General features: G+C 75.2%; 21 protein-coding genes and 1 riboswitch. Of the genes, 11 read left to right on the forward strand and 10 right to left on the reverse strand.

Annotated elements, in window-relative coordinates; translation table 11 throughout:
- Positions 1-6 precede the first annotated feature (6 nt).
- The 7 genes from ABD361_RS20995 to ABD361_RS21025 form a co-directional block, all read right to left on the reverse strand.
- Positions 7-555 (reverse strand): DUF6286 domain-containing protein, encoded by a 549-nt coding sequence (locus ABD361_RS20995; RefSeq protein WP_344436965.1) that lies wholly within the window; start codon positions 553-555, stop codon positions 7-9.
- A complete protein-coding gene (locus tag ABD361_RS21000) occupies positions 552-908 on the reverse strand; it encodes an Asp23/Gls24 family envelope stress response protein (RefSeq protein WP_344436966.1) in 357 nt (118 codons plus the stop codon). The genes ABD361_RS20995 and ABD361_RS21000 overlap by 4 nt, the downstream gene beginning before the upstream one ends.
- A gap of 3 nt (positions 909-911) precedes the next feature.
- Positions 912-1,112, reverse strand: coding sequence for a hypothetical protein (locus ABD361_RS21005; RefSeq protein WP_344436967.1), 201 nt, complete (start codon positions 1,110-1,112; stop codon positions 912-914).
- A gap of 10 nt (positions 1,113-1,122) precedes the next feature.
- Positions 1,123-1,584: an Asp23/Gls24 family envelope stress response protein gene (locus ABD361_RS21010; protein ID WP_344436968.1), complete on the reverse strand. Its 462-nt coding sequence runs from the start codon at positions 1,582-1,584 to the stop codon at positions 1,123-1,125.
- 70 nt (positions 1,585-1,654) lie between these two features.
- Positions 1,655-2,446, reverse strand: coding sequence for an enoyl-CoA hydratase/isomerase family protein (locus ABD361_RS21015; protein WP_344436969.1), 792 nt, complete (start codon positions 2,444-2,446; stop codon positions 1,655-1,657).
- 123 nt (positions 2,447-2,569) lie between these two features.
- Positions 2,570-2,791 carry a helix-turn-helix domain-containing protein gene (locus ABD361_RS21020; protein WP_344436970.1) on the reverse strand — a complete coding sequence of 74 codons (222 nt, stop codon included), beginning with the start codon at positions 2,789-2,791 and terminating at the stop codon, positions 2,570-2,572.
- 391 nt (positions 2,792-3,182) lie between these two features.
- The gene (locus ABD361_RS21025) at positions 3,183-4,781 is read right to left on the reverse strand and encodes an ABC-F family ATP-binding cassette domain-containing protein (RefSeq protein ID WP_344436971.1); all 1,599 of its coding nucleotides are present in this window, start codon (positions 4,779-4,781) and stop codon (positions 3,183-3,185) included.
- Between the two features lie 190 nt (positions 4,782-4,971).
- Here ABD361_RS21025 and ypfJ point away from each other — a divergent pair, with 190 nt between their 5' ends.
- Entirely contained in the window at positions 4,972-5,862 is an 891-nt protein-coding gene (gene ypfJ / locus ABD361_RS21030; protein WP_344436972.1) for a KPN_02809 family neutral zinc metallopeptidase, read from the forward strand.
- Positions 5,863-5,866: 4 nt separating this feature from the next.
- Positions 5,867-6,289 carry a VOC family protein gene (locus ABD361_RS21035; protein WP_344436973.1) on the forward strand — a complete coding sequence of 141 codons (423 nt, stop codon included), beginning with the start codon at positions 5,867-5,869 and terminating at the stop codon, positions 6,287-6,289.
- A 28-nt stretch (positions 6,290-6,317) separates the two neighbouring features.
- Here ABD361_RS21035 and ABD361_RS21040 read toward each other — a convergent pair whose 3' ends face one another.
- From ABD361_RS21040 to ABD361_RS21050, 3 genes are all read right to left on the reverse strand, one after another.
- Entirely contained in the window at positions 6,318-7,724 is a 1,407-nt protein-coding gene (locus ABD361_RS21040; protein ID WP_344436974.1) for a hypothetical protein, read from the reverse strand.
- Between the two features lie 90 nt (positions 7,725-7,814).
- Complete coding sequence (locus ABD361_RS21045; protein ID WP_344436975.1) at positions 7,815-8,960, reverse strand: alpha/beta hydrolase; 1,146 nt, start codon at positions 8,958-8,960, stop codon at positions 7,815-7,817.
- Positions 8,961-9,009: 49 nt separating this feature from the next.
- Positions 9,010-9,705 (reverse strand): class II aldolase/adducin family protein, encoded by a 696-nt coding sequence (locus ABD361_RS21050; RefSeq protein ID WP_344436977.1) that lies wholly within the window; start codon positions 9,703-9,705, stop codon positions 9,010-9,012.
- A gap of 112 nt (positions 9,706-9,817) precedes the next feature.
- On the opposite strand from ABD361_RS21050, the gene ABD361_RS21055 reads away from it, so the two are divergent.
- The 9 genes from ABD361_RS21055 to cobC all read left to right on the forward strand — a co-directional run bounded on the left by ABD361_RS21055 (position 9,818) and on the right by cobC (position 19,802).
- Positions 9,818-11,050, forward strand: coding sequence for an inorganic phosphate transporter (locus ABD361_RS21055; RefSeq protein ID WP_344436978.1), 1,233 nt, complete (start codon positions 9,818-9,820; stop codon positions 11,048-11,050).
- 26 nt (positions 11,051-11,076) lie between these two features.
- On the forward strand, positions 11,077-11,310 hold the full coding sequence (locus ABD361_RS21060) for a hypothetical protein (RefSeq protein ID WP_344436979.1): 234 nt from the start codon (positions 11,077-11,079) through the stop codon (positions 11,308-11,310).
- A 295-nt stretch (positions 11,311-11,605) separates the two neighbouring features.
- Positions 11,606-11,726, forward strand: a riboswitch (cobalamin riboswitch).
- Positions 11,727-11,784: 58 nt separating this feature from the next.
- On the forward strand, positions 11,785-12,756 hold the full coding sequence (locus tag ABD361_RS21065) for a cobalamin biosynthesis protein (protein ID WP_344436980.1): 972 nt from the start codon (positions 11,785-11,787) through the stop codon (positions 12,754-12,756).
- Positions 12,753-14,309, forward strand: a complete 1,557-nt coding sequence (locus ABD361_RS21070; RefSeq protein WP_344436981.1) for a cobyric acid synthase — start codon at positions 12,753-12,755, stop codon at positions 14,307-14,309. Before ABD361_RS21065 ends, ABD361_RS21070 begins: the two co-directional genes overlap by 4 nt.
- Positions 14,309-16,420, forward strand: coding sequence for a putative cobaltochelatase (locus ABD361_RS21075; protein WP_344436982.1), 2,112 nt, complete (start codon positions 14,309-14,311; stop codon positions 16,418-16,420). The genes ABD361_RS21070 and ABD361_RS21075 overlap by 1 nt, the downstream gene beginning before the upstream one ends.
- Positions 16,420-17,019: a cob(I)yrinic acid a,c-diamide adenosyltransferase gene (gene cobO / locus ABD361_RS21080; RefSeq protein WP_344436983.1), complete on the forward strand. Its 600-nt coding sequence runs from the start codon at positions 16,420-16,422 to the stop codon at positions 17,017-17,019. The genes ABD361_RS21075 and cobO overlap by 1 nt, the downstream gene beginning before the upstream one ends.
- Positions 17,013-18,362 carry a cobyrinic acid a,c-diamide synthase CobB gene (locus tag ABD361_RS21085; protein ID WP_344436984.1) on the forward strand — a complete coding sequence of 450 codons (1,350 nt, stop codon included), beginning with the start codon at positions 17,013-17,015 and terminating at the stop codon, positions 18,360-18,362. The genes cobO and ABD361_RS21085 overlap by 7 nt, the downstream gene beginning before the upstream one ends.
- Positions 18,355-18,729, forward strand: a complete 375-nt coding sequence (locus tag ABD361_RS21090) for a cobalamin biosynthesis protein (protein WP_344436985.1) — start codon at positions 18,355-18,357, stop codon at positions 18,727-18,729. The genes ABD361_RS21085 and ABD361_RS21090 overlap by 8 nt, the downstream gene beginning before the upstream one ends.
- An 11-nt stretch (positions 18,730-18,740) precedes the next feature.
- On the forward strand, positions 18,741-19,802 hold the full coding sequence (gene cobC / locus ABD361_RS21095; RefSeq protein ID WP_344436986.1) for an Rv2231c family histidinol phosphate aminotransferase CobC: 1,062 nt from the start codon (positions 18,741-18,743) through the stop codon (positions 19,800-19,802).
- The last annotated feature ends 156 nt before the right edge of the window (positions 19,803-19,958 follow it).

The raw sequence follows: 19,958 nt of genomic DNA on the forward strand, positions 1-19,958 counted from the left end.
GTGGGCTCACTCCTTCGGCGGCCGGCGGACGTGCACGGACAGGGAGGGTTCGCGGACCAGGCCCAGGGCGCGGACGCCGTCGGCGAGGGCGGAGCCCACGTCGGTGCGCACCTCGTCCAGGTCACGGAAGTGGGCCTCGGCGCGGGCCCGCACGACCCGGCGCCCGACGTCGACGCGCACCGAGCGCACGCCGGGCACCTCCAGGGCGCGGTCGCGCAGCACCAGGGCCGCGGCGCGGCGTTCGAGCGCGGGGCGTACGTCGGCGTCGTCGTGCCGCATCGGCAGCAGGTGGCGCATGCCGGGGGTCAGGGCGAGCGCGATCAGCCATCCGCCGGCGAGGACGCAGAGCGCGGCGCCGGTGACGATCCAGGGGTTGTGCAGGGGCACGGTGGCCAGGTCGCGGGCGAGGGCGCGGCGCCAGGCCATGGCCCGGTGGCCGGCCCGTACCGCGGCGGTGTCGTAGAACAGCAGGCCGGCGGCGGCGAGGAGCGCGGCGGCGAGCAGGGCCGCGGGCAGGCGGCGGGCGGACCACGGGCGCCGGTCGCCACGGCTCATCGCACCCGCTCCCCGGTCGTGCGCGCGGTGTGGACGGAGTGCAGCCGTTCGACGGTGACCGCCACTTCGGGCACCTCCATGCCGGCCAGGGTGCGGACCCTTTCGACGATGCGTTCGCGGACGTCCCGGCAGCGGGCGGCGATGTCGGCGGGGTAGTCGAGTTCGACGGCGACGCGGACGCGGGCGGTGCCGTCGTGCACGTCGACGGCGGCGTAGGGCGGTTCGTGGTCCTCGGGCAGGGTGCCGGTGAGCGCTTCGCGCGCCGCCTGACCTGCGATCTTGGCGACGACGCGGTCGGCGATCCGGGTGGCCCCGCGGTCGGCGGGCTCCACCGGGTGCGGTGGTGCGGCCACCGGCTACCTCCCGCGTCCGTCGCGGTCGCGGGGGCGCAGCAGGCGCGCGAACTCCCCCGGTTCGAGGTCGCCGTCGAAGTAGCGGCCGGCGACGAAACCGATGGCGCCCAGCGAGCCGACCAGCAGGAAGGCGCCGAACCCGCCGAAGTATCCGGCGAAGCCGAGTGCCATGCCGGCGGCGAGGCCGGCCACGGCCATGCTCATCACGCGCTCCTCACTGGATCCGCGGCTCGGGCTCTTCCTCTTCCTCGTCGGGCAGCTTGACGTCGGTGACGGCGATGTTGACCTCGACGACCTCGAGCCCGGTCATGCGCTCCACGGCGGTGACGACGTTCTCCCGTACGGCGCGGGCCACGTCCGCGATGGCGACGCCGTAGTCGACGACGATCTCCAGGTCGAGGGCCGTCTGCACCTCCCCGACCTCGGCCTTCACCCCGCGGGTGACCGACCTGGTGCCGGGGACGCGGTCGCGCACGGCGCCGAAGGAGCGGCTCAGGCCGCTGCCGAGGGCATGGACGCCCAGGACGTCGCGGGCCGCCATACCGGCGATCTTCTCCACGACGCCGTCGGCGATCGTGGTGCGCCCCCGCTCGGCGGGAGCGGGCAGCTCCTTGCCGCCGCGGCCCGTCACGGCGGCGGTCCGGCCCGGGTGGCTCTGGTCGGTGGTGTCGGTCATCTCGATCCTCCTCCAGTCCTTCTGCCACCTTAGGCGGGGTCGCTACACCCCGCCCGGGCGGAAGGGGGCGCTATTCGCCGAGGCCCGCCAGGTCGCGCAGCCGGCGTGCCTGCGCCGCGCGCTCGGCCACGCGCTGCTCGTCGTACGTGCGCTCGAGCGCGCCGCGCAGCAGGGCCTTGGTCTCGACGACGGCGTCGCGCGGGGCCGCGAGCAGGGCGGCGGTGAGGTCGTCGGTGGCGGCGGCGAGCTCGTCGAGCGGGACGACGACGTTGGCCAGGCCGATGCGCTCGGCCTCCGCCGCGTGGACGAAGCGCCCGGTGGCGCAGATCTCCAGGGCGCGGGCGTAGCCGACCAGGCCGACCAGGGGGTGGGTGCCGGTGAGGTCGGGCACCAGGCCCAGGCTGGTCTCGCGCATCGCGAACTGGGCGTCCTCGGCGCACAGGCGCAGGTCGCAGGCGAGGGCGAGCTGGAAGCCGGCGCCGACGGCGTGGCCCTGGACGGCGGCTATGGAGACGATGTCGGGGCGCCGCCACCAGGTGAACGCCTCCTGGTAGCCGGCGATTTCAGCGTCCAGTGCCGCATCGGTGCCGCGCGCGAGGTCCAGGAAGGACGGCTCGCCGTCGAAGCCTTCGGGCGTGAAGGCCTGACGGTCGAGGCCGGCCGAGAAGGACGTGCCCTGCGACCTGAGCACCACGACCCGCACGGTGCCCGGCAGCAGCCGGCCCGCCTCGGTCAGCGCCCGCCACAGCGCGGGCGACTGGACGTTGCGCTTGGCGGGGTTGGTGAGCGTGACGGTGGCAACCGCGTCGTCGACGGTGAGCTGTACGCCGTCCTGGTCGAGCAGGGTGTTGCGGGCAGTCATGGAGGCCTCCGGATGGGCCGCAGTCGCGTAATGGTGACTGCACAGTAACCACCCGGGCGGCCGGTCGGCCGACCGGGTGGGCTGTCCTGACTGCTGTGCTCGCTTGCTGCGGGATGCGCGGCGTCAGACCGAGGCGGCCTTCTTGCCGCGCGTTGCTCCGCCGCGGCCGCGCAGGACCACGCCGGATTCCGTGAGCATCCGGTGGACGAAGCCATAGGAGCGGCCGGTCTCTTCGGCCAGCGCCCTGATGCTCGCACCGGAGTCGTACTTCCTCTTCAGGTCTGCCGCGAGCTTTTCGCGCGCGGCGCCGGTCACCCGGCTGCCCTTCTTCAGAGTCTCGGCCACCCGTGCCTCCTCATGGGAGATGCGCCTCTTGTCTCTCATGATCACCCCTAGGGCGCGTCATGGCCACCCATTCGGCAAGGTCGATCCGAAGTCCGCCGGCGGAAAGCGCCGCGCCATCGGGCCAGGACAACGCCCGGAACAGGGGATTTGATTCGTTTCCGGCTCGTACGGCCGTACGGGTGGTGCGGCGAACGGGCAGGTCAGACGGGCCCCCCGCGCGGCCGGCGCAAACGGCGCCCCGCACCTCGCACAGCGCGCGCGCCGGAGCGTCCGGTGGCGCGGGGGTACCAGCCGCCCTCACTCAGATGATGGATCACGACTCGGCCGAATGATCGGGAGGCGACCGATCAAGACGGTGGCACGGGGTGCCGGGCGGGCCCGGCGGCGCCGGTCAGGCCAGCGCCACCAGGTCGGCGTAGTCCGGACCCCACAGGTCCTCCACGCCGTCGGGCAGCAGGATGATCCGCTCCGGCTCCAGCGCCGCGACGGCGCCCTCGTCGTGCGTGACCAGCACGACCGCGCCCTTGTAGGTGCGCAGGGCGCCGAGGATCTCCTCGCGGCTGGCGGGGTCGAGGTTGTTGGTGGGCTCGTCCAGCAGCAGCACGTTGGCGGACGAGACGACGAGGGTGGCCAGCGCCAGACGGGTCTTCTCGCCGCCGGAGAGCACCCCGGCCGGCTTGTCGACGTCGTCGCCGGAGAAGAGGAACGAGCCCAGCACCTTGCGGACCTCGACCAGGTCCAGGTCGGGCGCCGCGGAGCGCATGTTCTCCAGGACCGTGCGCTCCGGGTCGAGCGTCTCGTGCTCCTGCGCGTAGTAGCCCATCTTCAGCCCGTGACCGGGCGTGACCTGACCGGTGTCCGGCTGCTCGGCCCCGGCCAGCAGGCGCAGCAGGGTGGTCTTGCCGGCGCCGTTGAGGCCGAGGATGACCACGCGGGAGCCCTTGTCGATCGCGAGGTCGACGTCGGTGAAGATCTCCAGGGAGCCGTAGGACTTCGACAGGCCCTCGGCCATCAGCGGCGTCTTCCCGCAGGGCGCGGGCTCGGGGAAGCGCAGCTTGGCGACCTTGTCGGCGGCGCGCTCGGCCTCCAGGCCGGAGAGCAGCTTCTCGGCGCGGCGGGCCATGTTCTGCGCGGCGACGGTCTTGGTGGCCTTGGCGCGCATCTTGTCGGCCTGGGCGTTGAGGGCGGCGGCCTTCTTCTCGGCGTTCTGCCGCTCGCGCCGGCGGCGCTTCTCGTCGGCCTCGCGCTGCTGCTGGTACAGCTTCCAGCCCATGTTGTAGACGTCGATCACCGAGCGGTTGGCGTCGAGGTAGAAGACCTTGTTGACGACCGTCTCGACGAGGTCGACGTCGTGGGAGATGACCACGAAGCCGCCGCGGTAGGTCTTGAGGTAGTCGCGCAGCCAGGCGATCGAGTCGGCGTCGAGGTGGTTGGTCGGCTCGTCCAGCAGCAGGGTGTCGGCGTCGGAGAACAGGATCCGGGCCAGCTCGACGCGGCGGCGCTGACCGCCGGAGAGGGTGTGCAGGGGCTGGCCGAGGACGCGGTCGGGCAGGCCCAGGCTGGCGGCGATGGTGGCGGCCTCGGCCTCGGCGGCGTACCCGCCCTTGGTGAGGAACTCCGTCTCCAGGCGCTCGTACTTCTTCATCGCCTTCTCGCGGGTGGCCCCCTTGCCGTTGGCCATCCGGTCCTCGTTCTCGCGCATCTTGCGCAGCACCGCGTCGAGGCCGCGGGCGGACAGGACGCGGTCGCGGGCGAGGACGTCGAGGTCGCCGGTGCGCGGGTCCTGCGGGAGGTAGCCCACCTCTCCCGAACGGGTGATGGTGCCGGCGGCGGGCTGGCCCTCGCCGGCCAGGCACTTGGTGAGGGTGGTCTTGCCGGCGCCGTTGCGGCCGACGAGGCCGATGCGGTCGCCCTTGGCGATGCGGAAGCTGGCGGACTCGATGAGGACACGTGCGCCGGCGCGCAGCTCGAGGCCGGAAGCGGTGATCACGGGGTGGTACTCCTGAGCAGGATGGACGGCGGAGGGACGGGCTGCAGTCGGTCGACGCCGTCTAATGCACGAGGAGAATGGCCATGGAGCCAGTCTAACGGGGGCGTGCAAGCCGTTTTCCCGGGCGGGGTCCGTGCGCTTCGCCGATACTCGTTCCGGGAGGACGGCGAGCCCGGAGGGCGGTGCGCGCATGCAGTTCGACGACGACGCGGATCTCGACACCTCGCAGGTGCAGGACCGGCGCTCGGGCATCCCCGGTGGCGGGCTGACCGTCGGGGGCGGCATCGTCGGGCTGATCGCCCTGGCGCTCGGGCTGATCTTCGGCGTCGGGCCGCAGGAGCTGGGGCTCGGCGGCGGCGCTCCGGCGCCGCACGCCTCCGCCAGCACGGAGGCCGAGGTCGCCCGCAGCTGCCGTACGGGCAAGGACGCCAACACCCGGCAGGACTGCCGCATCGTCGGGATCGTCAACAGCGCCCAGTCGTTCTGGAGCGGGGAGCTCACGCGCCGCTCGGGCACCTACACGCCGGCCTCGACCGTGCTGTTCACCGGCCGGGTCTCCACCGCGTGCGGCCCCGCGACCTCGGCCGTCGGCCCCTTCTACTGCCCCGGCGACCGCAAGGTCTACCTGGACCTGGGATTCTTCGACGAGCTGCGCACGAAGTTCGGGGCGAGCGGCGGGCCCTTCGCCCAGGCGTACGTGGTGGCCCACGAGTACGGGCACCACGTCCAGAACCTCACCGGCACCCTCTCCCGCGCCCAGGACCGGCTCACCGGCGCCGGCAGCAACTCGGTCAAGGTCGAGCTCCAGGCCGACTGCTACGCCGGCGTCTGGGCGCATCACGCGACGACGACCCCGGAGAAGTCCACCGGCCGGCCGCTGGTCAAGCAGCTGACCAAGGCGGACATCGACGACGGCCTGTCGGCCGCGGCCGCCGTCGGCGACGACCGCATCCAGGAGCGGTTCCAGGGCAAGGTCACGCCCGAGAGCTGGACGCACGGCTCGGCGGCCCAGCGCCGGCAGTGGTTCACCACCGGGTACACGACGGGGGACACGACCCGCTGCGACACCTTCAAGGAGTGACCTCATGACAGGGACGAGCACCGCCGCGCCCACGATCAGCCCGGCACTGCTGTACGACGACGCGAAGGCCGCGATCGACCAGCTCACCGAGGCCTTCGGCTTCACGCGGGCCGCGCTGTACGAGAGCGAGGACGGCACCGTCCTGCACGCCGAGCTCGTCTACGGCAACGGCATCGTCATGGTCGGCTCCAGGGGCCGCGGCGGCGTCTTCGACGACGCGATGGCGGGCGCCGGGCCCGTCGGCGTCTACGTGGTCGTCGAGGACACCGACGCGCACCACAAGCGGGCGGTGGAGCACGGCGTGGAGATCGTGATGCCGCCGACGGACCAGGAGTACGGCTCGCGCGACTACATGGCCCGCGACCTCGGCGGCAACGTCTGGAGCTTCGGCACGTACGCGCCCCAGGGGCCGCAGGTGGCGGGCTGAGGGCGCGCCCGCAGCGGCGCGGGGCCTGCTACGCGCCGCCCCGGTGCACCTGGAACGCCGCCCGGCGCACCGCCTTGGCCAGGGCCGGGTCGGGGTGGGCGGCGGCGAGGGCGACCAGCACCTGGACGGTGCGGGGGTGGCCCACCGCGCGTACCTCCTCCAGCAGCCCCGGCACGGTGCCCTGCACCGCCGACTCCAGGTGGCGCACCAGCAGGCGCCCCTCCCCGTGGTCGGCCACGGCCGCCGCCGTGTCCACCCACAGCCAGGTGGCCTCCTCGCGGGTGAGCACCTCCGCGGCTTCCTCGGGGTCGTGTCCCTCGTGCTCGGCCAGCCACAGCAGCGCGTACGGCCGCAGGACGGGCTCGGCGGCCGCGGCCCGCACGGCGGGCTCGGCGGGCGCACCGACCGCGCGCAGCGCCTCGAAGGCCAGGCCGCGGACCATGGCGTCGTCGCCGCGGGCCGCCTCCAGCAGCTCGGTGACGGCGCTGCGCACGGGCCGGGCCGCCAGCCAGGCGCGGTACTCGGCGCGGGCGGGCCCGGGGGTGAGGTCGGCGCAGCCGAGCAGCATGGCCTGCGCGGACAGCTCGATGTTGCCGGCGGGGCTCTGGGCGGCGACGCAGATCTGCTCCAGCTTGACCCACACCGCCCAGTTGCCGAGCGGGGTCAGCACGGCCTCGGCGGCCGGGCCCGTGCCGCGCACGACCAGGGCGCCGACCGCCTCCAGGGCGGCGAGGGCCCAGTGCAGCAGGCCGGGCAGCGGGTCGCCGGCGGCGGCGCGGGCGGGGGCGGGCGGCGTCGGGCCCCCGTAGGGCACCTCGCACCGCTCGGCGCGGATCTCGGCGACGCGCTGCTGCAGCAGGTCGAGCAGCATCGCCAGCGACACCGGCCCGGCCGACAGGTGCATGACGGACAGCAGCTGCGGGACGGCCTCCACGACCTCGGCGGCGACCGTCGGGTCGGCGTCGGCGGGCTCGGGGTGGGCCAGGGACCAGGCGTCGAAGAGGGCGACCCAGCCGCGCAGCACGGCGCTGTCGTCGCGGTCCCACGCCTGCAGCCGCCAGCCGGGCCGGGCGGTGTCGCCGTGCAGCTCCAGCAGGCCGGCCAGGCGCGCGCGGTCCCAGTGGTGGCGCACCTCGTGCGGCGTCAGCCCCAGTGCTGCAGTGGCGCGTTCGGCCGTGGGGCCGCACAGCCCGCCTTCCGCGCCGGGCCGCAGCACGGCGCCGCGGGCGCACTCCTCGGCCGCCCAACGGGCCAGCCGGACCGCGCCGGTGAGGCCGGCCCGGGCCAGCCGGGCGAGTTCCTGCCGGTCCGGGGTGCCGGCGGGCGGGCGGGGCGCCGGACGGGCGCCGCGGCCCGCCACGGCCCGGCGGGCGGCCGTGATCGGCTGTCGGGGGACCAGTCTGAGCCGGGAGTCGCGCGGAGTACGGGACGTCACAGGAGCAGTCTTGCCGTTCACGCTCCGAAAACCCAATCGGAATCAACTATCCGGCCGCGCGGGGCCCCTGGCGGGGTGCCACGGGGCGCCTCACATGAGGGGGACGAGGAAGCGCCGCAGCGCCTCCTCGTAGCGCTCCGGATCGGTGTTCCAGGCGCCGGCGTGGCCGGCGCCGCGCACGGTCTGCAGGGAGAACAGCGCCGGTTTGCGGGCGACGAGCGCGCGGGAGCGCTCCAGCGGCGCGAGGGTGTCCTCGGTGCCGTGGAGGACGAGGACGGGCACCTGGAGCGGGCCGGGGTCGGCGGCCTCGACGAGTCCGTCGGGGGCGAGACCGAGGCGGCCCTCGGCCGCCCGGACCGCAAGCGGAATCAGCGGCGCCGGGGCGCGGTGGACCGACAGCGCCCCCATCAGGGCGGGCCAGTCGAGCACCGGGGAGTCCAGGACGAGCCCGCTGACGCGCCCCCGTATCTCAGGGCCGGAGCTCCCCTCCGCCTCGCGGACGGCGGCCAGCAGCGCCATCGTCGCCCCGGTCGACCAGCCGTGCAGCACCACGCGGCGGGCACCGCTCGCCACCGCGTACCGGACGGCGGCATCCACATCCCGCCACTCCCGGGCGCCGAAGTGGCTGATTCCGTGCGCCTGGCGCGGGGCCCCGGGATCACCCCGGTAGGTGACGGCGAGCACCGGCAGACGATGCCGGTGCAGGAACGGCATCAGCACCATGGCGTGCTCGCGGCCGGCGAACGGGCCGTGCACGCTGATCACCCACGTGTCGCGGCCGCCCGGCACGAACCAGGCGGGCAGCGGCCCCAGCTCGCCCGGCACCGTCACGTCCTCGTGGTCGATGCCGAGCGCGTCCCGGGGCGTGCCGGTGTGCAGCTGCGGGGTGAGCCGGACCCGGTCGCCGGGCTGCAACGTGCCCGTGACCACCTTCTCCAGGCGCCGCACCACGCAGTCGTGCGGATGCGAGACGTCCGGGACGACCGGCCCGACGACCGCGTGCACCCGGCGGCCGGCCAGGCCGTACGTGCCGGGGCGCAGCGCGGCCGGGGTACGGGTGAGGGTGACGGTGCCGGACGCCACGTCGTGCACGGTGAGCCGGGGCTCACCCGGCAGCGGGTGGCCCGGGGCGGCCTTCAGGGCGGCGTCGCCGGCGTAGCGGCCGACGGCGACGGCGGCTGCGCCGAGGCCGATCAGTGTGGTCGCGGCCCACGCGGCCGCTCGGCGGGCGCTCACGCCTTCCAGTGTGGGCGGCGTCGGCGCCACCGGCCAGTGGGCGGGCGACCTACGGCTTCTGGCCGTAGCCGGAGAGTTTCTCCGCCGCCTGCGCCAGCTGGTCCGGGGAGAGCAGGGCCGGGGTGCCGCCAGGGACGGAGGAGGCCGCGAGCCACAGCCGGCACATCCACTCCAGCTGGGCCGTGCGGTCGTACGCCTGGTCGAGGGTGTCGCCGTGGGTGAGGGTGCCGTGGTTGCGCATCAGGCAGCCGGTGCGGCCGTCGAGGGCGGCCAGCACGTGCCCGGCCAGTTCCTCGGTGCCGTACAGGGCGTACGGGGCCACGCGCACCGGGCCGCCGAGGGCCGCGGTCATGTAGTGGACGGCGGGCAGCTCGCCGACCAGCAGGGAGACGGCCGTGGCGTGCACGGCGTGGGTGTGCACGATCGCGGCGGCACCGGTGGCGCGGTAGACGGCCAGGTGCATGGGCAGTTCGCTGGTGGGGGCCAGGGTGCCGAGCACCTGCCGGCCGTCGAGGTCGACGCCGACGGCGTCGGCGGGGCCCAGCCGGTCGTACGGGACGCCGCTGGGCGTGACGAGCACCACGTCCCCGACCCTCGCGGAGACGTTTCCCGACGTGCCCACCACCAGCTGATCGGCGGTGCTGCGACGGGCCGTGGAGACCACATCCGCCCAGGTACGGGCGATGTCGTCGGGGGCCGGGACCCCTTGCCCGGGGATCCCCGGGGACGGTTCGGACAGCTTCATCGATCTCCACCTCCGGACGCCTTCGCCACTGATCGCGACCCCGTTCACCTTCCGTTCACCCTGAGTCCCTACGGTCGCCGCGTACTGACCATCGAACTGATTGCCTGGGTGAATGGAACACATCACGCTTCTCATCGGGATCGTGATCGTCACGGCCTTGGTGTTCGACTTTACGAACGGCTTCCACGACACGGCCAACGCCATGGCCACCACCATCTCCACCGGAGCGCTCAAGCCCAAGACCGCGGTCGCCATGTCGGCCGTCCTCAATCTCGTCGGTGCGTTCCTGTCCGTCGAGGTCGCCAAGACGATCTCCGGGGGCATCATCGATGAGAGTGCCGGCATCCGGCCCGAAGTGATCTTCGCCGGCCTCGTCGGCGCCATCGTCTGGAACATGCTCACCTGGCTGGCCGGCCTGCCCTCCAGCTCCTCGCACGCCCTCTTCGGCGGCCTGATCGGCGCCACCGTCGCCTCCGTCGGCTTCCACGCGGTCAACGCCGACAAGGTCGTCATGAAGGTCCTCATCCCGGCGGTCGCCGCGCCGATCGTGGCCGGCATCGCCGCCACCGTCGCCACCCGCCTGACCTACCGCCTGGCCAAGGGCCGCGACGAGCGCGACACCGCGAAGGGCTACCGCGCCGGCCAGATCGCCTCGGCCGCCCTGGTCTCCCTCGCCCACGGCACCAACGACGCCCAGAAGACCATGGGCGTCATCACCCTCACCCTGGTCGCCGGCGGCGTCGTCGCCCCGCACTCCGACCCGCCCATGTGGGTCATCGTCTCCGCGGGCCTGGCCATCGCGCTCGGTACGTACCTCGGCGGCTGGCGCATCATCCAGACGCTCGGCAAGGGCCTCACCGACATCAAGCCCGCCCAGGGCTTCGCCGCCCAGACCGGCGCCGCCACGGTGATCCTCGCCTCCTCCCACATCGGCTTCGCCCTCTCCACCACCCAGGTCTGCTCCGGCTCGATCATGGGCGCCGGCCTCGGCCGCAAGGGCGGCGTCGTGCGCTGGTCGACCGCCGGCCGCATGGTCGCCGCCTGGGGTCTGACCCTGCCGGCCGCCGGCCTCGTCGCCGCCGGCGCGGCGCTCCTGGCCGACCAGGGCCAGTGGGGCGTGACCGCCGTCGCCGTCCTCGGCCTCGCCGTGTGCGGCGGCATCTGGGCGGCCTCGCGCCGCAAGCCGGTCACCCACGACAACGTCAACGACCTCAACGAGCCGCAGGGCATCGCCGCCCCCGCCGCCGAGCCCGTCGGCGTGGTCACCGCGGCCCTCCAGGCCGTCGCCCCGCCGCCGGCCGGCCCCGCGGCCGCCCCCGCCCCCGCCCCCGCGACGACCGGCTGAGCGCCGGGCACGGAGGAAGAAACACCATGCACATCGACTGGGCAGCTTTCGCAGAGGTCTTCGGGGTCAGCCTCGTGGTGACCGTCGGGCTCGTGGGCCTGTTCACGCTCGGCATCGTCGGCACGTCCCGCAAGGCGGACGCCGCGGATGCGGCGGGCGGTACGGCGGCCGCGGGCGCGCTGGCGCGCACCGGCGCGTACGCGTGCTTCGCGCTGTGCGCGGCGGCCGTCGGATACGGCATCTCGCTGATCGTGGCCTGAGGCCACGCGCCCGGAGGGGCGGGACGGGGGTTTTCGGCCCCGGTCCCGCCCTTTCGCCGTTTCCCGGGGCTCCGCCCCGGACCCCGGTCCTCAAACGCCGGACGGGCTGATTTCAGCCCGTCCGGCGTTTGAGGACACCGGGCGCAGCCCGGTCCGGGGGTCCGGGGGCTCGCCCCCGGGAAACGGTGAAAGGGCGGGTCAGGGGCTCGGCCGCCCGCAGGGCCCCGCCCCCGGCCGCGAGTTGACGGGCCTTCCAGGCCCATGGTGGACTGCCCGGGCCAAACGGCGACAGCAGAGGAAGCCGGTGCGAATCCGGCGCGGTCCCGCCACTGTCACCGGGGAGTGTCCCCCCACCCGCAGGGCCACGGCGCGAGCCGGAAGGCCGGGGGCGACGCGGATCCGGGAGCCAGGAGACTCTGGTCGCCGGTCACGTCGAGCCAGGGCGAGGACCCTGAGTGAGGACACGCATCGGCCATGCCCTGTCGCGGTTTCGCCTGCGGCGCCGCCCTCGGATTCCTGGGCGACCTGGTTGTCGGTGACCCCCGCAGGGGGCACCCTGTTGCCGCGTTCGGGCGTGCGGCCCACGCCCTGGAGCAGCGCTTGTGGCGCGACGACCGCGGACGCGGTGCGCTGTACGCCGCCGTGTGCACCGGTACCACCGTGGCGGGCGCCGCGCTGCTGGCTCGTGCGGTGCGCGGCCGGCGGGGCGCGGACGTCGCCCTGACGGCGGCCGTCACGTGGGCGGTGATCGGTGGGACGTCGCTGGCCCGGGAGGCCCGGGCGATCGGCGGGGCGCTGGCCGCCGGCGATCTGGAGGTGGCCCGGGAGCGGTTGCCGCATCTGTGCGGCCGTGATCCGTCGTCGCTGGACGCCCAGCAGATCGCCCGTGCCGTGGTGGAGTCGGTGGCCGAGAACACCTCGGACGCCGTCGTCGGCGCCCTGGTGTGGGGCGCGCTCGCGGGCGTACCCGGTCTGCTGGGCTTCCGGGCGGTGAACACGCTGGACGCGATGGTCGGTCACAAGTCGCCGCGGCACCGCCGCTTCGGCTGGGCGTCGGCCCGGCTCGACGACGTCGTCGGCTGGCCGGGGGCGCGGCTGACCGCGGCCCTGGCGGTGCTCGCCGCGCCGGATCCGCGCGGTGCCGCGCGGGTGGCGCGGCGGGACGCGCACCGTCACCCGAGCCCCAACGCCGGCCCGGTCGAGGCGGCGTTCGCGGGGGCGCTGGGGGTGCGTCTGGGCGGGACGCTGGCGTACGGGGGCCGCGTCGAGCACCGGCCCGTCCTGGGCGCGGAGCTGCGCGCCGTGCGCACCGGGGACATCGAGCGCGCGGTGCGCCTTTCGCGCCGGGTGTCGCTGCTGGCGCTGGGCTGTGCGATCGGGGGCCGGGCTGTGGGCAGCCTTCTGAAGGCCGGGACGACGAGGACTGGGAAAGCGAGGAACCGGTGACATCGCAACCGCGGGGCGGGGGCCTGCTGGTGGCCGGGACCACCTCGGACGCGGGCAAGAGCGTGGTGACGGCGGGCATCTGCCGCTGGTTGTCCCGCAAGGGCGTCAAGGTCGCGCCGTTCAAGGCGCAGAACATGTCGCTCAATTCGTTCGTGACGCGCGAGGGCGCGGAGATAGGGCGTGCGCAGGCCATGCAGGCGGCCGCGGCGCGCGTCGAGCCGAGTGCGCTGATGAATCCGGTGCTGCTCAAGCCCGGCAGCGACCGCAGCAGCCAGGTCGTGCTGATGGGCAGAGCAGTGGGCGAGCTGAGCGCCCGCGGTTACCACCAGGGGCGTCAGGAGCAGTTGTTCGCCACGGTCACGGAGTGCCTGGCCGAGCTGCGGCGTACGCACGACGCGGTGATCTGCGAGGGCGCCGGCAGCCCGGCGGAGATCAACCTGCGCCGCTCCGACATCGTCAACATGGGCCTGGCCCAGGCCGCGCGGCTGCCCGTGGTCGTGGTCGGCGACATCGACCGGGGCGGGGTGTTCGCGTCCTTCTTCGGTACGACGGCGCTGCTCTCCCGCGAGGACCAGGAGCTGATAGCGGGGTACGTGGTCAACAAGTTCCGTGGCGACGTGTCGCTGCTGGAGCCGGGGCTGGCGATGCTGCGGGACCTGACGGGCCGGGCGACGTTCGGCGTACTGCCGTTCGCCCACGGCCTGGGCATCGACGAGGAGGACGGCCTGCGGGTGTCGCTGCGCGGCGCCGTCCGCGAGTCGGTGGTCGCCGCCCCGCACGGCGCGGACGTGCTGCGGGTGGCCGTGTGCGCGGTGCCGCTGATGTCGAACTTCACGGACGTGGACGCGCTGGCGGCCGAACCGGGCGTCGTCGTGCGGTTCGTGGACCGCCCCGAGGAGCTCGCCGACGCGGACCTGGTCGTCGTCCCCGGCACGCGCGGCACCGTGCGGGCGCTGGCGTGGCTGCGGACACGCGGGCTCGCCGACGCCCTCGTACGGCGGGCGGCCGAGGGCCGCCCCGTCCTGGGCATCTGCGGCGGCTTCCAGCTGCTGGGCGAGCGCATCGACGACGAGGTCGAGTCGCGGGCGGGCACGGTCGAGGGGCTGGGCCTGCTGCCGGTGCACGTGCGGTTCGCGGCGGAGAAGACCCTGGCCCGGCCCGTCGGCGAGGCCCTGGGCGAGCCCGTGGAGGGGTACGAAATCCACCACGGCGTGGCGGACGTACGCGGCGGGGACGAACCGTTCCTGGACGGCTGCCGGGTGGGCGCCGTGTGGGGCACGCACTGGCACGGCTCGCTGGAGAGCGACGGCTTCCGCCGGGCGTTCCTGCGCGAGGTCGCCCGCGCGGCGGGACGGGCGTTCGTCCCGGCGCCCGGCACGTCCTTCGCCGCGCTGCGGGAGGAACAGCTCGACCGGCTCGGCGATCTGATCGAGGAACACGCGGACACGGACGCGCTGCTGCGCCTCATCGAGGACGGGGTGCCGGCCGGCGCCCCCTTCATCCCGCCGGGGGCGCCGCCACTGACCCGTTCCCTCCAGGGAGGCAACCGCTGATGTCCTCGTCCACCTACCCCTTCACCGCCGTCGTCGGCATGGCCGACATGCGGCTGGGTCTGCTGCTCAACGCGATCTCGCCGTCGATCGGCGGCGTCCTGGTGCGGGGCGAGAAGGGCACCGCGAAGACCACCACCGTCAGGGCGCTCGCCGCGCTGCTGCCCGAGGTGGAGACCGTCGCGGACTGCCGGTTCTCCTGCGACCCGGCGGCACCGGACCCGCACTGCCCGGACGGGCCGCACGCGGGCGCCGACCGTGCCGTGCGCCCCGCGCGGATGGTGGAGTTGCCCGTCGGCGCGTCCGAGGACCGGCTCGTCGGCTCGCTCGACATCGAGCGGGCCCTGGGCGAGGGCGTCAAGGCGTTCGAGCCCGGCCTGCTGGCCGCGGCCCACCGGGGCGTGCTCTACGTCGACGAGGTCAATCTCCTGGGGGATCATCTCGTCGACTCGCTCCTCGACGCGGCGGCCACCGGTGTCTCCTCCGTCGAGCGCGAGGGCGTCTCCGTCCGGCACGCCTCCCGCTTCCTGCTCGTGGGCACCATGAACCCCGAGGAGGGCGAGCTGCGCCCGCAGCTCCTCGACCGCTTCGGGCTGACCGTCGAGGTCGCGGCCTCGCGCGAGACCGAGGAGCGGGTCGAGGTCGTGCGCCGGCGCCTGGCCTTCGACGAGGACCCCGCGGGCTTCGCCGGGCGGTGGGCCGCCGAGGAGGAGGCGCTGCGCGCCCGCCTCGCCGCGGCCCGGGCGCTGCTGCCCGGCGTCCGGCTCGGGGACGGCGCGCTGCGCCGGATCGCGGCGGTGTGCGCCGGCTTCGAGGTGGACGGCATGCGCGCGGACATCGTCACCGCGCGGACGGCCGCGGCCCTGGCCGCGTGGGCGGGGCGCACCCGGGTGCTGACGGAGGACGTGCGGCAGGCGGCCCTGCTCGCGCTCCCCCACCGGCGGCGGCGCGCGCCGTTCGACGCGCCGGGCCTGGACGAGGCCAAACTGGACGAGATCCTCGCGCAGTTCGAGGACGAGGACCCGGAGCCGGAGCCGGAGCCCGATCCGGACCCCGAGCCCGACCCCGGCCCGGAGGGGCCCGAGGGGCCGGACGACGGGCCGAGCGGTGGTCCGGACGACGGCCCCGGTGGCGGTCCCGACGGCGGGAGCGACGGCCCCGTCACCCCGGACGTACCGTCCCAGCGGGAAGAGCGGGAGGAGCGGGAGGAGCGGGCGCCGGACGGCGGCCCGCAGGACGCCCCGGCGGCCGGCGGCGGCGAGGCCGCCGAGGCCCCCGCCGTGGCCGCCGCGGACCCCTTCCGCACCCGCCGGTTCTCGGTGCCCGGCCTCGGCGAGGGCGCCGACGGGCGCCGCTCGCGCGCCCTGACCGCGCACGGGCGTACGACGGGGGCGCGCCGCCCCCGCGGGCGCGTGCTGTCCGCGCTGCACCTGGCCGCCACCGTGCAGGCCGCCGCCCCGCACCAGCGGGCGCGCGGGCGCGCCGGGCGGGGGCTCGTGGTGCGCCGCGACGACCTGCGCGAGGCGGTGCGCGAGGGCCGGGAGGGCAACCTCGTGCTGTTCGTCGTCGACGCCTCCGGCTCCATGGCCGCGCGCAAGCGGATGAGCGCCGTCAAGGGCGCCGTATTGTCGCTGCTCATGGACGCCTACCAGCGCCGCGACAAGGTCGGCATGATCACCTTCCGGGGCGGGGCGGCGGAGCTCGCGCTGCCGCCGACCTCGTCGGTCGAGGCGGGCGCCGCCCGGTTGCAGCAGCTGCCCACCGGCGGCCGCACCCCGCTGGCGGCGGGCCTGCTGCAGGCCCACGAGGTGCTGCGCGTGGAGCGCCTGCGCGACCCCTCGCGCCGCCCCCTGGTCGTCGTGGTCACCGACGGCCGGGCCACCGGCGGCCCCGAGCCCGTGCAGCGCGCCCGGCGCGCGGCCGGCCTGCTCGCCGCCGCGGGCACGGCCTCGGTGGTCGTGGACTGCGAGGCCGGGCCGGTGCGCCTGGGGCTCGCCGGCGACCTCGGCCGGGCCCTCGGCGGCCCGGTCGTCACCCTCGACGACCTGCGCGCGGACACCGTCTCCGCGCTCGTCCGCACCGTCCGCGACACCCACACCAGGAGGGCCGCCTGATGCCCAAGGGACAGCCGACCGTCGTTCCCGACGACGGGCTCACCACCCGCCAGCGCCGCAACCGCCCGCTGCTCCTCGTCCACACCGGCACCGGCAAGGGCAAGTCGACGGCCGCCTTCGGGCTGGCCCTGCGGGCCTGGAACCAGGGCTGGCCGATCGGTGTTTTCCAGTTCGTGAAGTCCGCCAAGTGGAAGGTCGGCGAGGAGAACGCGCTGCGCGTGCTCGGCGCCTCCGGCGAGGGCGGCACGGTCGACTGGCACAAGATGGGCGAGGGCTGGTCCTGGATCCAGCGCGACAGCGAGCTCAGCAACGAGGAGAAGGCCAAGGAGGGCTGGGAGCAGGTCAAGCGCGACCTGGCGGCGGAGAAGTACAAGCTGTACGTGCTGGACGAGTTCGCCTACCCCATCCACTGGGGCTGGGTGGACGTGGCCGAGGTCGTCGAGGTCCTGCGCGACCGGCCCGGCACCCAGCACGTCGTCATCACCGGCCGCAACGCGCCGCAGCAGCTCCTGGACGCCGCCGACCTGGTCACCGACATGACCAAGGTCAAGCACCCCATGGACGCCGGCCAGAAGGGCCAGCGGGGCATCGAGTGGTGAGCGTCCCCCGCCTGGTCGTCGCCGCCCCGGCCTCCGGCAGCGGCAAGACCACCGTGGCCACCGGGCTGATGCGGGCCTTCGCCGACGCGGGCCTGGCCGTCTCCCCCCACAAGGTCGGCCCGGACTACATCGACCCCGGCTACCACGCGCTCGCCACCGGCCGCCCGGGCCGCAACCTCGACGCGTACCTGTGCGGGCCGGAGCGGGTCGCCCCGCTGTTCCTGCACGGAGCCGCGGGCTGCGACATCGCCGTCGTCGAGGGCGTGATGGGCCTGTTCGACGGCGCCGCCGGCCAGGGCGAGATGGCCTCCACCGCCCACGTGGCCAAACTGCTGCGCGCCCCCGTGGTGCTCGTCGTCGACGCGTCCTCGCAGTCGCGGTCGGTGGCGGCCCTGGTGCACGGCTTCGCCTCGTGGGACCCGGAGGTACGGGTCGCGGGCGTCATCCTCAACAAGGTCGCCTCCGACCGCCACGAGGACCTGCTGCGCGAGGCGCTGGGCGGCGCCGGGGTGCCGGTGCTGGGCGCCGTCCGGCGCGCCGGAGCGGTCCACACCCCGTCCCGCCACCTGGGCCTGGTGCCGGTGGCGGAACGGCACGCCGATGCGGTGGACGCGGTGGCGGAATTCGCGGCGAGGGTACGCCAGGGCTGCGACCTGGAGGCCCTCCTGGCCCTGGCGCGCAGCGCCCCGCCGCTCGCGGAGGAGGCGTGGAGCGCCACCGGGCCGCACCCGGGTACGAAGGGGCCGGTCGTCGCCGTCGCCGGCGGTGCCGCGTTCACGTTCTCGTACGCCGAGCACACCGAGCTGCTCACCGCCGCCGGCGCACAGGTCGTCACCTTCGATCCCCTGCGCGACGAGTCGCTCCCCGACGGCACGCGAGCCCTCGTGATCGGCGGCGGCTTCCCCGAGATGTACGCGGCGGAGCTCTCCGCCAACGAGCCCCTGCGCAAGGCCGTGGCGGAGCTGGCCCGCTCGGGCGCGCCGATCGCCGCCGAGTGCGCGGGCCTGCTCTATCTCGCCCGGTCCCTGGACGGCAGGCCCATGTGCGGGGTGCTGCCCGCCGACGCGCGCATGTCCGAGCGGCTGACGCTCGGCTACCGGGAGGCCGTCGCCGTGGCCGACAGTCCGCTCGCCGCCGCCGGTACCCGCGTGCGCGGGCACGAGTTCCACCGCACGGTGATCGAGCCGGCTGCCGGCGCGACTCCGGCGTGGGGGTTCACCCACCCGCGCCGCCAGGTCGAGGGCTTCGTCCACGGCGGCACCGTGCACGCCTCGTACCTGCACGTCCACTGGGCGGGAGCCCCCGGCACGGCGGCCCGCCTCGTCGCAGCCGCCCGTGCCTGACGTGTACGTCGGCGTCGGCGCCCGCCGCGGCGTGAGCGCCGACGAGGTGCTGGCACTGATCGGGCGTGCCCTCCGCGAGGCCGGCGGGGCGACGGCCGTCGTCGCTCTGGCCACCGTCGACGCCAAGGCGGACGAACCCGGCATCGTGGCCGCCGCCCGGCACCTCGGCGTGCCGCTGCTCGCGTACCCGGCGGCCGCGCTGGCCGCCCGCCCCGGCCCGGGCCGGCCGTCGCCGGCGGCACTGGCCGCCGTGGGCGTCCCGGGCGTGGCGGAGGCGGCGGCGCTCGCCGCCGCCGGTCAGGGGGCCGTCCTCCTCGTCGGCAAGCGGACGTCACCGCGTGCGACCTGTGCCGTCGCCCGCCGGTAACGTATCCGCTCGTGCACCCCATATCCCCTGAAACAGCCCCCGACCTCGACCTGCGCCATCACGGGGACGCCGAAGTGCGCGGCCTGGGCGCGCAGTTGACCGACCTGGCGGTCAATGTGCGCGCCGGTACGCCCCCGCAGTGGCTGCGGGAGCGGATCGCCGACTCGCTGGGCACGCTCGCCGCGTACCCGGACGGCCGGGCGGCGCGGCGCGCGGTGGCCGTACGGCACGGGCTGCCGGAGGAGCGGGTGCTGCTGACGGCCGGCGCGGCGGAGGCGTTCGTGCTGCTGGCCCGCGCGCTGCGGGTGCGGCGGGCGGTGGTCGTCCATCCGCAGTTCACGGAGCCGGAGTCGGCGCTGCGGGACGCGGGGCACGCGGTGGAGCGCGTGGTGCTGGACGCCGCGGGCGGCTTCCGTCTCGACCCGCGGGCGGTGCCGGCCGACGCGGACCTGGTGGTCGTCGGCAATCCCACCAACCCCACCTCCGTGCTGCATCCGGCCCGCGACCTGGCCCGGCTGGCCCGGCCGGGCCGGACGCTGGTGGTGGACGAGGCGTTCATGGACGCGGTGCCGGGCGAGCGGGAGTCGCTGGCCTGCCGTACGGACCTGCCGGGGCTCGTCGTCCTGCGCAGCCTCACCAAGACGTGGGGTCTGGCGGGGCTGCGCATCGGGTACGTCCTGGCGGCCCCGGACACGGTGGCCGCCCTCGAACGCGCGCAGCCGCTGTGGCCGGTGTCGACGCCGGCACTGGCCGCCGCCGAGGCGTGCAGCACGGCCCTCGCGGTCGCGGAGGCCGAGCGGGCGGCGCAGGAGACCGCCGCCGACCGGACGCACCTGCTGGCCCGGCTCGCGGAGTTCGCCGAGGTGGCGGCGGTCGGCCCGGCGGCGGCCCCGTTCGTCCTGATACGCCTGCCGAACGCGGCGGCGGTACGGCTGCGCCTGCGCGCCCTGGGCTTCGCGGTGCGCAGGGGCGACACGTTTCCGGGCCTGGGCCCGGAGTACGTGCGTCTGGCGGTCCGCGACCGCGAGACGACGGACCGCTTCATCGAGGCCCTGAAGCAGGCCTTGTCCTAGCCGGGCCCTCGGGGTGGCGCGTCTGCGGGCCGTCGGTGGCCGATCGCGCAGTTCCCCGCGCCCCTTACGGGGCGCCCCAAAGGGGCGCGGGGAACTGCGCGACAAGCCACGACGCGCCCGCAGACTAAGTGCCGCAGGCCCGCGCGGCGGCAGCCG

This window comes from Streptomyces luteosporeus, from assembly GCF_039532865.1.
Lineage (GTDB): Bacteria > Actinomycetota > Actinomycetes > Streptomycetales > Streptomycetaceae > Streptomyces > Streptomyces luteosporeus.

Excerpts from the sequence above, each read along its gene's own strand:
- ABD361_RS20995 (WP_344436965.1), bottom strand. The coding sequence starts at position 555 with ATGAGCCGTGGCGACCGGCGCCCGTGGTCCGCCCGCCGCCTGCCCGCG.
- ABD361_RS21005 (WP_344436967.1), bottom strand. The coding sequence starts at position 1,112 with ATGAGCATGGCCGTGGCCGGCCTCGCCGCCGGCATGGCACTCGGCTTC.
- ABD361_RS21010 (WP_344436968.1), bottom strand. The coding sequence starts at position 1,584 with ATGACCGACACCACCGACCAGAGCCACCCGGGCCGGACCGCCGCCGTG.
- ABD361_RS21015 (WP_344436969.1), bottom strand. The coding sequence starts at position 2,446 with ATGACTGCCCGCAACACCCTGCTCGACCAGGACGGCGTACAGCTCACC.
- ypfJ (WP_344436972.1), top strand. The coding sequence starts at position 4,972 with ATGCAGTTCGACGACGACGCGGATCTCGACACCTCGCAGGTGCAGGAC.
- ABD361_RS21035 (WP_344436973.1), top strand. The coding sequence starts at position 5,867 with ATGACAGGGACGAGCACCGCCGCGCCCACGATCAGCCCGGCACTGCTG.
- ABD361_RS21050 (WP_344436977.1), bottom strand. The coding sequence starts at position 9,705 with ATGAAGCTGTCCGAACCGTCCCCGGGGATCCCCGGGCAAGGGGTCCCG.
- ABD361_RS21055 (WP_344436978.1), top strand. The coding sequence starts at position 9,818 with ATGGAACACATCACGCTTCTCATCGGGATCGTGATCGTCACGGCCTTG.
- ABD361_RS21060 (WP_344436979.1), top strand. The coding sequence starts at position 11,077 with ATGCACATCGACTGGGCAGCTTTCGCAGAGGTCTTCGGGGTCAGCCTC.
- ABD361_RS21065 (WP_344436980.1), top strand. The coding sequence starts at position 11,785 with ATGCCCTGTCGCGGTTTCGCCTGCGGCGCCGCCCTCGGATTCCTGGGC.
- ABD361_RS21075 (WP_344436982.1), top strand. The coding sequence starts at position 14,309 with ATGTCCTCGTCCACCTACCCCTTCACCGCCGTCGTCGGCATGGCCGAC.
- cobO (WP_344436983.1), top strand. The coding sequence starts at position 16,420 with ATGCCCAAGGGACAGCCGACCGTCGTTCCCGACGACGGGCTCACCACC.